Annotated in this window: 14 protein-coding genes; 10 read left to right on the forward strand and 4 right to left on the reverse strand. The window is 43.5% G+C overall.

Annotated features, from left to right (window positions below):
- Nucleotides 1-305: 305 nt before the first annotated feature.
- Genes metG through ACESQI_RS16770 form a run of 6 tightly spaced genes read left to right on the forward strand, consistent with a single transcriptional unit; the run spans nt 306 to nt 7,855 of the window.
- Nucleotides 306-2,345: a methionine--tRNA ligase gene (gene metG, locus ACESQI_RS16745; RefSeq protein ID WP_025866873.1), complete on the forward strand. Its 2,040-nt coding sequence runs from the start codon at nt 306-308 to the stop codon at nt 2,343-2,345.
- Between the two features lie 22 nt (nt 2,346-2,367).
- On the forward strand, nt 2,368-3,804 hold the full coding sequence (locus tag ACESQI_RS16750; RefSeq protein ID WP_373126581.1) for a lipopolysaccharide biosynthesis protein: 1,437 nt from the start codon (nt 2,368-2,370) through the stop codon (nt 3,802-3,804).
- A 12-nt stretch (nt 3,805-3,816) separates the two neighbouring features.
- Nucleotides 3,817-4,755 (forward strand): glycosyltransferase family 2 protein, encoded by a 939-nt coding sequence (locus ACESQI_RS16755; RefSeq protein WP_234129990.1) that lies wholly within the window; start codon nt 3,817-3,819, stop codon nt 4,753-4,755.
- A complete protein-coding gene (locus tag ACESQI_RS16760; protein ID WP_234129991.1) occupies nt 4,752-5,732 on the forward strand; it encodes a glycosyltransferase in 981 nt (326 codons plus the stop codon). The genes ACESQI_RS16755 and ACESQI_RS16760 overlap by 4 nt, the downstream gene beginning before the upstream one ends.
- A gap of 30 nt (nt 5,733-5,762) precedes the next feature.
- Nucleotides 5,763-6,659: a glycosyltransferase family 2 protein gene (locus ACESQI_RS16765; protein WP_234129992.1), complete on the forward strand. Its 897-nt coding sequence runs from the start codon at nt 5,763-5,765 to the stop codon at nt 6,657-6,659.
- Nucleotides 6,656-7,855, forward strand: a complete 1,200-nt coding sequence (locus ACESQI_RS16770; protein ID WP_007482890.1) for a glycosyltransferase family 4 protein — start codon at nt 6,656-6,658, stop codon at nt 7,853-7,855. The genes ACESQI_RS16765 and ACESQI_RS16770 overlap by 4 nt, the downstream gene beginning before the upstream one ends.
- Before the next feature lie 18 nt (nt 7,856-7,873).
- Here ACESQI_RS16770 and wecB read toward each other — a convergent pair whose 3' ends face one another.
- Nucleotides 7,874-9,001: a non-hydrolyzing UDP-N-acetylglucosamine 2-epimerase gene (gene wecB, locus ACESQI_RS16775; RefSeq protein ID WP_025866868.1), complete on the reverse strand. Its 1,128-nt coding sequence runs from the start codon at nt 8,999-9,001 to the stop codon at nt 7,874-7,876.
- A complete protein-coding gene (gene wecC / locus ACESQI_RS16780) occupies nt 9,001-10,203 on the reverse strand; it encodes a UDP-N-acetyl-D-mannosamine dehydrogenase (protein ID WP_002558341.1) in 1,203 nt (400 codons plus the stop codon). The genes wecB and wecC overlap by 1 nt, the downstream gene beginning before the upstream one ends.
- A gap of 103 nt (nt 10,204-10,306) precedes the next feature.
- Here wecC and ACESQI_RS16785 point away from each other — a divergent pair, with 103 nt between their 5' ends.
- The gene (locus ACESQI_RS16785; RefSeq protein WP_234129993.1) at nt 10,307-11,572 is read left to right on the forward strand and encodes a glycosyltransferase family 4 protein; all 1,266 of its coding nucleotides are present in this window, start codon (nt 10,307-10,309) and stop codon (nt 11,570-11,572) included.
- Nucleotides 11,565-12,311: a glycosyltransferase family 2 protein gene (locus tag ACESQI_RS16790; protein ID WP_373126582.1), complete on the forward strand. Its 747-nt coding sequence runs from the start codon at nt 11,565-11,567 to the stop codon at nt 12,309-12,311. The genes ACESQI_RS16785 and ACESQI_RS16790 overlap by 8 nt, the downstream gene beginning before the upstream one ends.
- A gap of 38 nt (nt 12,312-12,349) precedes the next feature.
- On the opposite strand, the gene ACESQI_RS16795 is transcribed toward ACESQI_RS16790, so the two are convergent.
- Nucleotides 12,350-13,411, reverse strand: coding sequence for a winged helix DNA-binding domain-containing protein (locus tag ACESQI_RS16795; RefSeq protein ID WP_234129995.1), 1,062 nt, complete (start codon nt 13,409-13,411; stop codon nt 12,350-12,352).
- The gene (locus ACESQI_RS16800; RefSeq protein ID WP_002558345.1) at nt 13,408-14,106 is read right to left on the reverse strand and encodes an NAD-dependent deacylase; all 699 of its coding nucleotides are present in this window, start codon (nt 14,104-14,106) and stop codon (nt 13,408-13,410) included. Before ACESQI_RS16800 ends, ACESQI_RS16795 begins: the two co-directional genes overlap by 4 nt.
- 219 nt (nt 14,107-14,325) lie before the next feature.
- On the opposite strand from ACESQI_RS16800, the gene ACESQI_RS16805 reads away from it, so the two are divergent.
- Both ACESQI_RS16805 and ACESQI_RS16810 read left to right on the forward strand, forming a co-directional pair.
- Nucleotides 14,326-14,916, forward strand: a complete 591-nt coding sequence (locus ACESQI_RS16805; RefSeq protein WP_002558346.1) for an FKBP-type peptidyl-prolyl cis-trans isomerase — start codon at nt 14,326-14,328, stop codon at nt 14,914-14,916.
- Nucleotides 14,917-14,931: 15 nt separating this feature from the next.
- On the forward strand, nt 14,932-15,798 hold the full coding sequence (locus ACESQI_RS16810; RefSeq protein WP_002558347.1) for an FKBP-type peptidyl-prolyl cis-trans isomerase: 867 nt from the start codon (nt 14,932-14,934) through the stop codon (nt 15,796-15,798).
- The last annotated feature ends 61 nt before the right edge of the window (nt 15,799-15,859 follow it).

Genomic DNA, 15,859 nt, shown 5'->3' on the forward strand with positions numbered 1-15,859 from the left:
AGGCTGAAAGCAGGATGGGATGAAAAATACCTGTCAACACTTTTACAGGACAGCGCATTTTAATGCGTCGGCCCTGACATGGATAATGTTTGCTTTAAACGTATCTGGTTATTTACTTAAAAGGTACATTAAGTAACGCTTAAAGCATATACTTAAATAGATGTAAGTTCAGGCAGAAAATCTATTTCACTCCCCTACAGTGTTATGAAATAAAGTTGAAAGAGGATTTTATGCAGATTGAGCAGAAAAGTCACTATCTTTGCACACTCACTGAACCGATTATAACAAAAAGACACTATAACAATATGGAAAAGAACTTTAAAAGAACCACAGTGACCTCGGCTTTGCCTTATGCCAACGGCCCCGTTCACATCGGGCACCTGGCCGGCGTATACGTACCGGCAGACATCTATGTCCGCTACCTGAGACTGAAAAAAGAAGATGTACTTTTTATTGGCGGGTCAGACGAACACGGTGTGCCCATCACGATTCGTGCCAAGAAAGAAGGAATCACTCCGCAGGATGTGGTAGACCGTTATCATTTCCTTATTAAGAAATCCTTCGAGGAGTTCGGTATCTCATTTGATGTATATAGCCGCACGTCATCGAAAACACATCATGAGTTGGCCTCAGACTTCTTCAAAGAATTATATAACAAAGGGGAGTTCATTGAAAAAACATCCGAACAATACTACGACGAGGAGGCACATCAGTTTCTTGCCGACCGTTATATCACAGGCGAATGTCCTCACTGTCACTCCGAAGGTGCTTATGGCGACCAGTGCGAGAAGTGTGGTACTTCTCTTTCTCCAACAGATCTCATCAACCCCAAGAGTGCTATCAGTGGCAGCAAACCGGTGATGAAAGAAACCAAACACTGGTATCTCCCACTGGACAAACACGAAGCATGGCTACGTCAATGGATTTTGGAAGATCACAAAGAATGGCGCCCCAATGTATACGGCCAATGTAAAAGCTGGCTCGACATGGGCTTGCAGCCTCGTGCAGTGAGCCGTGACCTGGACTGGGGAATTCCCGTTCCGGTAGAAGGAGCCGAAGGAAAGGTGCTCTACGTGTGGTTCGATGCCCCCATCGGCTATATTTCCAATACAAAAGAGCTGCTTCCGGACTCTTGGGAAACCTGGTGGAAAGATCCGGAAACACGCCTGATCCACTTTATCGGAAAAGATAATATCGTATTCCATTGTATCGTATTCCCGGCCATGCTGAAAGCCGAAGGTAGCTATATCCTACCGGATAATGTACCGAGCAATGAGTTCCTGAACCTGGAAGGTGATAAAATTTCAACTTCACGCAACTGGGCAGTATGGTTGCACGAATATCTGGAAGACTTCCCGGGCAAGCAAGACGTACTGCGCTATGTGCTGACCGCCAATGCACCGGAAACCAAAGATAATGACTTCACCTGGAAAGATTTTCAGGCACGTAATAACAATGAGTTGGTAGCTGTTTATGGTAATTTCGTAAACCGCGCAATGGTGCTCACTCAGAAATACTTTGATGGATGCGTTCCCGCACAGGGCAATTTGACCGATTACGATAAAGAAACGCTGAAAGAATTCGCCGACGTAAAGGCCGAAGTAGAAAAGCTGCTCAACGTATTCAAATTCCGTGATGCGCAGAAAGAGGCTATGAACCTGGCACGTATCGGAAACAAATATCTGGCAGACACCGAACCGTGGAAGCTGGCTAAAACAGACATGGAACGTGTAGCAACGATACTCAATATATCTCTGCAACTGGTAGCCAACCTGGCTATTGCTTTTGAACCGTTCCTGCCTTTCAGTTCCGAACGCCTTCGCCAGATGCTGAACATGAACAGTTTCGACTGGTCAGAACTGGGACGTGACGACCTCCTCGCCGCCGGACACCAACTCAACAAACCGGAATTGTTGTTTGAGAAGATTGAAGACAGCGTCATTGAAGCTCAGGTACAGAGACTGCTCGACACCAAGAAAGCCAACGAAGAAGCCAACTATAAAGCCAAACCGATCCGCGAAAACATCGAGTTCGACGATTTTATGAAACTGGATATTCGCGTAGGTACTGTTCTTGAATGCCAGAAGGTGCCCAAGGCAGACAAGTTACTGCAATTCAAAATAGACGACGGACTGGAAACACGTACTATTGTCAGTGGCATTGCCCAGCACTACAAACCGGAAGAGCTTGTTGGCAAACAAGTTTGCTTCATTGCCAACCTTGCTCCACGCAAGCTGAAAGGTATCGTTAGCGAAGGTATGATTCTCTCTGCCGAAAATAATGACGGTAGTCTGGCTGTAGTAATGCCGGGCCGCGAAGTGAAGCCGGGCAGTGAGGTGAAATAGCTCTCATAATTCCAAATAATTCATGAGCGAATCACTTAAAGAAAAGACAGCTAAAGGATTATTCTGGGGCGGATTCAGCAATGGCATACAGCAATTGTTGAATCTGTTCTTTGGGATATTTCTGGCCCGGTTGCTCAATGCCGATGACTATGGTATGGTAGGAATGCTTACCATTTTTATAGCCGTAGCCGGTACCTTGCAGGAAAGTGGTTTCACCAATGCGCTGACCAACAAACGGGAAGTAACCCATAAGGATTACAACGCAGTATTTTGGTTTAGTACCCTGACAGGGATAACCATGTACATTTTACTTTTCTTAAGTGCTCCGCTGATTGCCGATTTCTACGACAAGCCGGAACTTGTTCCACTGGCACGCTATCTGTTCATCGGATTTCTGATCTCGAGTTCTGCTACCGCACACAATGCCGTCTTATTCAAGAATCTGATGGTAAAGCAAAAGGCAATGTCACAAATTATAGCTTTAACCCTCTCCGGGATTATAGGCGTAATTATGGCGTTCAATGGAATGACATACTGGGGAATAGCTACACAAAGTGTGGTTTATATTCTGGTGGTAACCATCTGCTTCTGGCACTTTTCTCCCTGGCGTCCCACACTCAATATAGATTTCAGACCATTGAAAAGTATGTTCGGATTCAGCAGCAAGATACTGGTTACGAATATCTTCACGCAAATCAATAATAATATATTCTCAGTTCTGTTAGGTAAATTCTTCTCAGAAGCAGAAGTGGGCTATTACACGCAAGCCAACAAATGGAACACAATGGGGCACTCGCTCATCACAGGCATGGTTAGCGGAGTAGCACAGCCTGTGCTTACTGAGGTAGCCAATGACGCGGGACGCCAACGAAATGTATTTCGGAAAATGTTGCGTTTCACTGCCTTTATCTCTTTCCCGGCTATGTTCGGACTGGCACTTATCGCTCATGAACTTATTGTCATTTCGGTAACTGATAAATGGCTGGACAGTGTGCCTATCCTGCAATTATTGTGTATCTGGGGAGCCTTCCTGCCGATATTGTCTCTCTACTCCAATCTTATCATCAGTAAAGGAAAGTCCGACATTTATATGTGGAATACAATTGCCTTGGGGATTCTTCAGATTATAGTCATTTTACTGGCTTATCCTTACGGTATACATACCATGATCGTTGCCTTTGTGACTGTCAATATTGTCTGGATGCTGGTATGGCACTATTTTGTATGGCAACAAATCCGCCTCAGTCTCTGGAATGCACTGAAAGACGTTATCCCCTTTGCCGCCCTGGCAGGAATCACAATGGTTGTCACCTATTATGCAACGCGCAGTATCGGCAACATATATCTGCTGTTCACCGCTAAGGTAGTGGTAGCCGCTATACTGTATACCTTGCTGATGTGGGGAAGCAATTCTGTTGTTTTCAAAGAAAGCATACAGTTTTTGAAAAAGAAGAAGTAGGGAGAAGGAAAGATGATAAGCGTAGTTATACCTTTATATAATAAAGAACGATACATAGAAAGAGCAGTCTATTCGGTTCTCTCCCAAACGTTTCAGCAGTTTGAGATAGTTATTGTCAACGATGGTTCTACCGACGGGAGTGTTTCTGTCATCGAACGAATGAACAATCCACTCATCCGCCTCATCCACCAAAAGAACGGAGGTGTATCTGCTGCAAGAAACCGGGGGATTGAAGAAGCACGTTTTGAGTATATTGCATTTCTGGATGCCGATGACGAATGGAAAGAAAATCATCTGGAAGTAATAGCAGGACTGATAAGAAAATTTCCGGAATGCGGTGTATTCGGCACTTCCTATTATTATACCCGGGAAAACACCTCTCCCGCCACTCCGATTCTACCCGTACCATTCACCTTCGGCGGAGAAGAAGGAATCATAGACAACTATTACGAAATGGCTTCGGGAACCGACTTCCCTATCCATATGAGTTCATATGCAGTCCGTAAAAGAGAAATACAAAAAATAGGCGGATTCCCTGTGGGCATTCCATCGGGCGAAGATGTTATCACGCTTGCCAGACTCCATGCCGTTTGTGACATTGCCTATTCCAAACTACCGACTTCAATCTACTATCTGATATACGAAGGCAAAAACATCCGTCCAGTACTCATGAATAATCCGTTGGACGAAGCGTTCGACAGACTGTTTAAAGAGGCATCACACCGCAAAGGTGTACGCCGTTTCGTTTCATCATGGCACAAGCGAAGAATGGTAGGTGCTATCTATGCAGGTAATTACCTGTTGATGTGCAGAGAATTCTTCATCGCTTTTCGCCTTTACCCTTTGCAAAGGAAATTATACACCTCTCTGCTACTCAGTTTCTTCTCCCGGTGTACGGGAAAAGATTTATACTCCATCAACCGGATTTTAAACAAAAAGAAAAGAACATGACAGCCTCTCCTACCAGTTCCTCTTTCTCTCTTGTATCCGTTGTAATGTGCACTTATAACGGAGAGAAATTTCTGCGCGAACAACTGGACTCTATTGTACAACAGTCCTATCCTATCCACGAGTTGCTGATTCAGGATGACCAGAGCACAGACCGGACAACAGAAATCATAAAGGAGTATCAAGCCCGCTATCCTTTTATCCGACTGCATATTAATGAGAAGAACCTGGGATTCAATGCTAATTTCCATACTGCACTCTGTAGCGCAACAGGTGATTTCATCTCTATCTCCGATCAGGACGATGTCTGGCATCCCGACAAACTTAAAGAGATGATGGCTTGTATCGGAGACAAAGCTATGTGTTTTTCTTTTTCCGCTACACCACAAGATCACTCTATAGATGATATAGAGCGCCGCCTCAACAATAACGAAAGCCTGGAACGACTGCTGTTCTCCAACTGCGTACCGGGACATAGCATGCTGCTACGCCGCAGTATGATTGAAAAAATTCCTTTCTGGGATGACAATGTGCTCTATGACTGGTGGCTGGCTATCAATGCCCAACTCTATGGAGGAGTAGCCCGGTGTAATAAGATACTGACCAACCACCGGGTACATCAGGAATCAGCCATGAGCCTTTTTTACCAGAAGAACTATAAAAAAGCGAAACCTTACCTTCCCTATCTGAAAGGTTATCAATCGTACCGGGCATTAAGAAAAAAAGAGAGTTGGCAGAAATTCTACCGCCATATCTATAGAGAGAGCAATGGGCAGAAAGAGCTAAATACTGCACACCGCATTGTGGACGCGATGCTGGGAAGGAGTTTCTTTTCTTTCCTGAAACTATGCCTGTTCTGCACGATACATAAAGACAAAATTGCAGCGAGAAAAAAGATCAATCACCTGAGAGCATTCTTCTATCCCTGCTTCTATGCATACAAGAATAAATGCTTTAATGATAGAGCGTTTCATGATTAACTCTGCGTGTGAACTATTAAAGAAAAAGCCATGAGAATACTTGTTATCATTGTGAGTTACAACTTTGAGCGCTGGATAGATCGCTGTCTTGGCAGCCTGCGTGAATCGGTACATCCGGTTGACACAGTAGTGATAGATAACTGCTCGTCTGATTCTACCACCCAACTCATTGAACAGCGTTATCCCGAAGTACGCCTCATCAAAAACAAAGAGAATCTCGGTTTTGGGCGTGCCAACAATATTGGAATGGAAATAGCCATCAGCGAAGGATATGATGCTGTTTTTCTACTCAATCAGGATGCATGGATAGACCCACAAACCATTGGTACACTTGCCAACCTTTGCCAAAAATATTCGACTTATGGTATCCTCTCTCCGGTACATCTGACCGGTAACGGAGATAAGCCCGAACAAGGATTCAGTGCTTACACCGGTATCCGGCAACTGAGTGATCTGAACAAGGAAGTTCCCATAGTGCAAACAAGTTTCATCAACGCCGCTTTCTGGATGATCCCCGTTGCCGTACTCCATACAGTGGGAGGATTCTCACCTCTTTTTTATCACTACGGAGAAGACAAAGATTACGTCAACCGCCTCAAACACCACGGATATTTCGTAGGATACTCTCCCATAGTATTCGGTTGTCATGACCGGGAAAACCGGAAAGTCAGCCACGAAGTATGGATGCGTTCGGAACAAATATACCTGCTTACTGAATATGCCAACATCAACTACTCGTCTGTACAAGCCTTCGGATACGGCATATTGGCAGGCATCCAAAAAGCATTGCAAATGCTCGTACAAGGAAAAACCAAAGATGCACTGTCCTACCTGGCTATCTCCTGCCGGTTGTTGAAACAGAGTTCCAAAGTGAACCGGTTCCGAAAACAAAGTTGTCAAAGAAAAGCTAATTATTTACATTTATGAAAGTACTCTATACCTTTGGCGGAATGCCCCATTACCTGAATGCCATGCTCAATAAGCTACAGGCGAAAGGTGTTGATATCGTAGTTATTACTCCACAAAAAGGAAATGCCAGCATCGGCAAAGGAGTAAAAATGGTAGAGAGTGGCTCTTATAAGCGTCTTACCAGCCCGGAAAAAAAGATGTTTTACGGGAAAACAGCTTATCCGCAACTGCCAGAAATTATCCGGAAGGAACAACCGGATATTCTTGTAATGGGATGGCCTTACTTCCTGCAACTGTTCTTTCAGCCGGAACTAAGAAAAGCGGTAAAGAGCTGTGGAACAAAAATCGTCATCCGTGAGATACCATTCCAGACTCCACCCTATGGAAAGATAAGAGCGTTTTTCAAGGCTCAGCCTATGTATGACGAAAACATGCGGTTGCAGAGTACCGGAATGTCATTTTACATCAAACAATGGCTTACAGCACATATCCGCAAATATTGTTATTCAAAAGTGGCGGGAACGCTTAATTATTCAACGGCTGCATACGACATCCTCCCTTCCTATGGAGTAGAAAAAGAAAAAATACATGTTACTTATAATTCTACCGACACAGAAGCGTTGCTTCGTGAAAAGGAAAACGTACAGACAGCCCCTTCTATCCTTCCTCCCAATCCAAGACGTATTCTCCACATCGGACGGCTGGTGAAATGGAAACGGGTGGACCTGCTGATAGAAGCTTTACCCAAAGTAATAGCACAGTTCCCGGACACAGAATTGGTGATAGTGGGTGACGGACCGGAGCTGGAGAACCTAAAGCAACAGGCAGAGCAACTGAACCTGAGCAGCTACATCCGTTTTGCAGGTAGTGTTTATAAACCAGAAGTGCTGGGAGCTTATATGAATGAATCTGCTGTATATGTACTTGCTGGTATGGGAGGGCTTTCTATCAACGATGCTATGACTTATGGTATGCCGGTCATCTGCTCTGTATGTGACAGTACCGAACGGGATCTGGTAACCGATGGGAAGAACGGCTTTTTCTTTAAAGCAGGGGATGCCAACAGCCTGGCCGAAAAAATTACAACTCTTTTCTCATCTCCCGAACTTTGTGAGAAGATGCGAAAAGAGTCGCAAAAAATTATTCTTGAAGAGATCAATATCGATACAGTCAGTCAACGATATCTGGACGCTTTCAAAGCATTCATGAGGTAGACTTCCGAGATGTATACTCTATCGCAAAGCTGCTATGATACGTTCACAGGCATGTCCGTCTCCATAAGGATTGTGTGTCTCGGACATCTTCTGATAAAGTGCTTTATCACGCAATAATGTATTTACATTGCTGACAATTGCATTGTAATCCGTACCAACAAGCTTTACCGTCCCGGCAGCTACAGCTTCCGGACGTTCCGTTGTATCGCGCATCACAAGAACAGGTTTCCCTAATGACGGAGCCTCTTCCTGCACACCACCACTATCCGTCAGCAACAAAAGACTGTGCTGCATGGCATAAATAAATGGCAGATAATCCAACGGATCAATCAGATAGACATTACTCAAACCCGAAAGCAACTCGTAAACAGGCTTCTGCACATTCGGATTCAAATGCACCGGATAGACAATATCTATATCAGGATGTTCTGCTGCTATCTCTTTAATGGCTTTGCAAATATGCAAAAAGCCTTCGCCAAAGTTTTCACGGCGATGTCCGGTGACAAGAATATATTCACGGTCTGTCAAGATATAACCTTTGGCTTTCAGAATCTCATGTAGCTCCTGCTGTTTCTCCGGACTGGCAGATATAATATCCACCGCCATCAACAGGGCATCAATCACGGTATTTCCCGTTACAAAAATACGATTACCATCAATATTCTCACGAAGCAGATTCTCTTCAGACTGATGGGTAGGAGCAAAATAGTAATGACAGAGACGATCGGTTACCTGACGATTCATCTCTTCGGGCCAGGGAGAAAGCATATCATAAGTACGTAAACCGGCTTCTACATGCCCTACCTTGATCTGCTGATAAAAAGCAGCCAGGCCGGCAGCCATTGAGGTGGTTGTATCACCGTGTACAAGTACCACATCGGGAGCAAACTCTTTGAATACATCACGTAAACCTAACAATACCTTGGAGGTTATATCATATAAATCCTGCCCTGGGGCCATGATATTCAGATCATACTCAGGTACGATACCAAATACTTCCAATACCTGATCCAGCATCTGACGATGCTGTGCCGTGACACAAACCTTCGTTTCAAAGTGTTCTGTATCTCGTTGCAAAGCTTTTACCAAAGGAGCCATCTTGATGGCTTCCGGTCGTGTTCCGAATACCAGTAATATCTTCTTCATTACTTTCTCACTCCGCAAAAATCCAGTTCCAGTTTGCCTTCCTCACGCACCATCTCTACAAAAGGGGTATGACGCACCAGCCACACTACGATATCTGCCTTCGCATAAGCCTCTTTATAATCCGTCAAATGAAAACTGGGATGTGAACATATATTCGGTTCCACAATCAGTACATCCGCTCTTGACTCTGAAATAATACGGGAAGCAATATATTTGGCAGGAGACTCCCGCAAATCATCAATATTGGGTTTGAAGGCCAATCCCATACAGGCAACAACCGGCTCCCGGTCATTCTTCTCTACAAACCGCTGGCAAGTTTCCATCACTTTGTTAGCACACCAGTCGGCTTTATAATCGTTCGTCTCACGGGCACGCTTGATAAGCTGTGCCTGTTCCGGATAATCAGAGACAATAAACCAAGGGTCTACAGCAATACAATGCCCTCCTACACCACATCCCGGTTGGAGAATGTTAACACGCGGATGTTTATTGGCCAACTCTATCAACTCCCATACATTTACTCCTGCCTTATCACAAATCATCGAAAGTTCATTGGCAAAAGCAATTTGAGAATCACGTGACGAATTTTCAGTAAGTTTACACATTTCAGCCGTACGGGCATTGGTACGGTGCAAAGTACCTTTTACAAAAGCAGAATAAAATTCAATCGCTTTCTCCGTAGATTCCGGATTGATACCACCAATCACACGGTCATTATGAACCAGTTCATAAAGTGTATTTCCCGGTAATACACGTTCCGGACAGTATGCAATGTACAATTTACCTTTCAGCTCCGGTCGTTCTTTATATATAATTTCTGACATCCGCTCGGTGGTAAAAACAGGAGATGTAGATTCAATAACAAATAAATCTCCCGCCTTCAGGTAAGGAATTACCGAACGTGTAGCAGATTCCACATACATAATGTCTGCCCTATGGTTCTGTTTGAACGGAGTAGGTACCACTACAAAGAAAGCATCCGCTGTTTCGGGTTTCGACACAGCCCGAAGATTTCCTTTTTGAACAGCTTCCTTTACTATCTTATCCAAATCCGGCTCTACAATATGTATTTTCCCTTGATTGATAGTGTCCACTACCACTGGGTTCACATCTACTCCAATCACCTGATAACCATGAGTTGCAGCAACTGCCGCCGTAGGAAGACCAATATATCCCAAGCCCAAAAACAGAACCTTTTTCATATGTTAAACCTATTTATATATAGTGCTGCAAAAGTACAAATAATCCATGACTTTGTACGGATTCTCACAGAAAACCGCTATTTTTGCCAAAACATTCTGGCGCATGAGAGTACTGATCATAAATACATCCGAACGAATAGGTGGTGCGGCCGTAGCTGCCAGCCGTCTGATGGAAGCACTGAAAAACAATGGAATCAAAGCCAAAATGCTGGTACGTGACAAACAAACCGACCAGATAAGTGTTGTCGGACTCGACCGTAGCTGGCTGACTTTATGGAAATTCGTTTGGGAACGCATTGTCATTTGGAAAGCAAACCATTTCAAGAAAAACAATCTTTTTGCAGTGGACATAGCCAATACAGGCACAGATGTTACCTCCCTCCCGGAATTCCGGCAAGCAGACATTATCCACCTGCACTGGATCAACCAGGGAATGCTCTCACTCAAAAATCTCAGCAAAATACTGGAATCGGGGAAACCTATTGTATGGACTATGCATGATATGTGGCCTTCTACCGGTATTTGTCACCATGCACGCGAATGTACCAATTACCAGCATGAATGTCACCATTGTCCCTTCCTTTATGGCGGAGGCAATAAAAAAGACTTGTCCACCCGCATATTCAGAAAGAAAAAAGAACTTTATAAAGCTGCTCCTATCACATTTGTAACCTGTAGCCATTGGCTTGAAGAGAAAGCCAAAAGCAGTGCATTGCTTACCGGACACACTGTAACAAGCATTCCGAACCCTATCAATACCAATCTGTTCAGACCCCATAATAAACAGGAGGCCCGTACACATTTCCGATTACCCCAGGAAGGAAAATTGTTACTGTTCGGCTCTGTCAAAATTACAGACAAACGTAAAGGAATCGACTATCTGATAGAATCATGTAAGCTATTGGCAGAGAAACATCCTGAGTTGAAATCCTCACTCGGAGTTGTGGTATTTGGCAACCAATCACAACAACTGACTAATTTGTTGCCTTTTCCGGTCTACGCACTCGATTACGTCAGCAATGAGCATGAATTAGTGAATATATACAATGCTGTCAATCTGTTTGTAACTCCCTCACTGGAAGAGAATCTTCCCAATACTATCATGGAAGCAATGGCATGCGGAGTACCTTGTGTAGGATTCAATGTCGGAGGTATTCCGGAGATGATAGACCACCTGCATAATGGCTATGTGGCACAATACAAATCGTCTGAGGACTTTGCCAACGGAATTTACTGGGCATTGACAGAATCGGAAAACCCTATATTGGCGGAACAGGCCTCACGAAAGGCCATAGCTAACTATTCGGAAAGTATCATTGCCAAGAAATACATCGAAGTTTATAACAAAATCACGGGAAAGCATGCATAACCATCCTACCCCTAAATTCTCAATTATCACCGTAACTTACAATGCCGGACAGGTGTTGGAAGACACAATACAAAGCGTCATTTCACAAACCTACCGACATGTAGAGTACATTATTGTGGATGGAGCCTCAAAAGATAACACGCAGACGATTATAAACAAATACCGCGAACGGATTCATAAAGTGTTCAGTGAACCGGATAAAGGTTTGTATGATGCTATGAATAAGGGAATATCATTGGCGACAGGTGATTATCTCTGCTTTCTCAATGCCGGCGACAGTTTTCATGAAGATGATACACTGCAACAAATGGTACACTCGATCAGTGGAAACGAACTTCCCGATGTACTGTACGGTGAGACGGCAATTGTAGATAAAAACGGACATTTTTTACGTATGCGCCGCCTTTCGGCTCCTAACGTATTAACCTGGAAAAGCTTCAAACAAGGAATGCTGGTATGCCATCAGGCTTTTTTTGCCAAACATACCCTTATAGAATCATATGATCTGAATTATCGTTTTTCTGCCGATTTTGACTGGTGTATCCGGATTATGAAAAAGGCACGTACCCTACACAATACCCATCTCACCGTCATTGATTATCTAGACGAAGGAATGACTACCCGGAATCAGAAAGCATCTCTCAAAGAGCGTTTTCGTATTATGTGCCAGCATTATGGAGTGATGAGCACCGTAGCACATCACGCCTGGTTTATCATACGGGCTATCTCCAAAAAATAAAAAGCTACCCGGAGGAAGGAAGCGTTTTCCTTATCAGTTCAGTCGGACTCTGAATAAAATACCCGTAATCTGCTTTCTGCCTGTTCTATCATTTCTTTATGAATACGGGGACAACCTTCGAAAAAAGAAGTTACTATTTCAATCTTCTTGTTTTTGCCAACAGTTTTTTTCCAGTTACCCACTACCTTACCATTATACAAGATCACCGGATAAAATATCCCGTACGTATTGAACGCTTTAGGATGATGTTCCTCGGCAAGCACAGCTTTACGTTCTTTATAACTAATAAGATATTCATCATAAGATGGCAGAAAGTGAAGTATATCAGCAGAGTTAATCTCTCCCTGATAAGATTCGTGCACGAACAATTCATAAGAGTCAAAACGTTCCTTCACCAATTGTGAATCAATCAGCCCCATAGCAGTTCTTGCTTCGGTAACTGATAAGCCCGACCACCATACAAAATCTGTCAGACTTGCCGGAGAATGACTACGAAAATAACGCAATGCCAATGTAGCCAAAGCTTCATCCTTTGTCAGTTCTTTTACCGGAGGAACACGTTCTTCAAGCAAAGCATACGTTGCTTTCTTCCCTTTATCAACACCGCTGCAAACAATACCTTCCACCTCAGCACGTGCCATAAACCGTGTCATCAATCGATTATCAACAGTCATCCCTTCATTTGCCAGTCCGGCTTCTATCTCTTGCTTAGTCAGACTTTTATTTCCTTCCAGCAGTTTTTCTATTAAGCGGTTACAACGAGAAAAAAGTGTTTCTGAAATATCTACTCCATGTCCCTTCGCGAAGGAGTCATTGGCCGACTTTATACGCTGTGCAGACAGTTTCAGCATCCAGCGTATATCTTCTGCTGCCACTAAATGCCAAGTAGGGCGCATCACATGTGTACGTATTATCTCTCCCCGTGCAAGGGCGTCCTCCACAGCTCTAAGAGTGGGTGATTTTAAGCGGATACCTACAGCCCACTTAGCCATAGCATAATCCTGTCCCTGGATAGCTCCCATCCATGACACAACCTCTTTGGGAGAATTAAAACACGGATTCAGCAATTGCTGACTTATCTGACGAATATTTGCAATCATAGGCCAAGAAGGTGTTTAAGTTCGACAACGCCTTCCGAAGCTCCTTTTTGAATAATATGTATGGAACGGGAAGTATGAGTATCCACCGGTTTAGGATCGATCAGATAAACCTCTGCTGTACGTGGCACATAATTCAACAACCCGGCAGCCGGATAGACATTCATGGAAGTTCCGATAATAACAAATACATCCGCCTTCTCCACAATATCAATGGCTGCCTCTATCATTGGTACAGCCTCACCAAACCAGACTATGAAAGGACGCAGCTGAGAACCGTCTCGGGCACAATCCCCCATACGTACTTCATATTCCTCCGGTTTCAATTCCTTTATATAATGAGGATTATTCGGATCACGGCTGGAACATACTTTTGTCAATTCACCGTGTAGATGAATCACATGTGTACTCCCTGCCCGTTCGTGCAGGTTATCAACATTTTGGGTAATTACAGTCACATTAAAGTGTTTCTCCAACTCTGCCAACAATTCATGCCCGCGATTAGGCTTCACATCCAACAGTTGTTTACGCCGCTCATTATAAAAATGAATCACCAGTTCCGGATCACGTGCATACCCCTCCGGAGTTGCTACCTGCTCCACCGGATACTTATCCCATAACCCACCAGCATCACGAAATGTACTGATCCCACTCTCCGCGCTCATCCCCGCACCTGACAAAATGACTAAATTCTTCATGCTTCCTTTTTTACATTGATTCAGATATATAGCAAAAGTAAACAGAATAATTGAATAATAAAGCGAATAAAAACAGATAACTTATACAGTGATAAGAAATTTTAAATCCAAAAAGCCCGATCATTCAAATAAAACATGTATTTTTGCCAATTGTTAATTTGCAATTGATTGAGAGTAAAAGATTCAAGTTTCTTCCTCCAATCTCCAACAAAAATATATATGGATAAATTTAGTTATGCAATCGGCCTTGGAATCGGCCAGAACTTGTTAGGTATGGGTGCCAAGGGCATCTCGGTAGAAGACTTTGCTCAGGCAATTAAAGATGTACTGGAAGGTAATCAGACAGCTATCAGCCACCAAGAAGCCCGCGAAATAGTAAATAAATATTTCGAAGAACTGGAACAGAAGATGAGTGCTGCCAGCATTGAACAAGGAAAAGCATTCCTGGAAGAAAACAAGAAAAAAGCGGGTGTTGTAACCCTTCCAAGCGGACTGCAGTACGAAATAATCACCGAAGGAAAAGGTAAACTGGCCAAAGCCACCGATCAGGTGAAATGTCACTATGAAGGTACACTTCTTGACGGAACACTATTTGACAGCTCTATCAAGCGCGGACAGCCTGCCGTATTCGGTGTAAACCAAGTGATCCCGGGATGGGTAGAAGCATTGCAGCTGATGCCGGAAGGTTCTAAATGGAAACTGTATATTCCGTCAGATCTGGCTTACGGCGCACAAGGTGCCGGAGAGATGATTCCACCGCACAGCACACTGGTATTCGAAGTAGAATTACTTGAAGTTTTAAACAAATAATTTTTTAAAAGCAAAATGAAAAAGATTACAATCCTGGCAGCAATCGCTGCCGTAACTGGTCTTGCATCATGTACAGCCCAGGCTCCTAAAGCAAATCTGAAAACAGAACTCGATTCACTGTCTTATTCAATCGGTATGGCTCAGACTCAAGGTCTGAAAGGCTATCTAGTAGGACGTATGGATGTTGACACAGCTTACATGGCTGAGTTCATCAAAGGTGTAACCGAAGGTGCCAACAAAACCGGAAAGAAAGAAGCCGCTTACATGGCAGGTCTTCAGATTGGTCAGCAGATCAGTAACCAGATGATGAAGGGTATTAACCACGAACTATTTGGTGAAGATTCAGTAAAAACTATCAGCAAAGAAAACTTCCTTGCAGGTTTCATCGCAGGTACACTGGAAAAAGGTGGCTTGATGACTATGGAAAAAGCTCAGTCATATACTCAGACAGCTATGGAAGCTATCAAAGCAAAAGCTATGGAAGAAAAATACGCTGACAACAAAGCTGCCGGTGAAAAATTCCTTGCTGAAAATAAGACTAAAGAAGGTGTAAAAACAACTCCGAGCGGATTGCAGTATAAAGTAATCACTGAAGGTAAGGGTGAAATTCCTGCTGATACTTGCAAAGTGAAAGTAAACTATAAAGGTACTTTGATTGACGGTACTGAATTTGATAGTTCATACAAACGTAACGAGCCAACTACTTTCCGTGCTAACCAGGTTATCAAAGGTTGGACAGAAGCATTAACTATGATGCCTGTTGGTTCTAAATGGGAACTTTACATCCCACAAGACTTGGCTTATGGCTCAAGAGATCAGGGCCAGATCAAACCGTTCTCAACCTTGGTATTCGAAGTTGAATTGCTTAGCATCGAAAAGTAAGCAAATTATCCCTATAAATAAAAAGAGGTGCAAAGAAATTTGCGCCTCTTTTTTGCTATTT

This window comes from Bacteroides sp. HPS0048 (genome assembly GCF_964240755.1).
GTDB lineage: Bacteria > Bacteroidota > Bacteroidia > Bacteroidales > Bacteroidaceae > Bacteroides > Bacteroides nordii.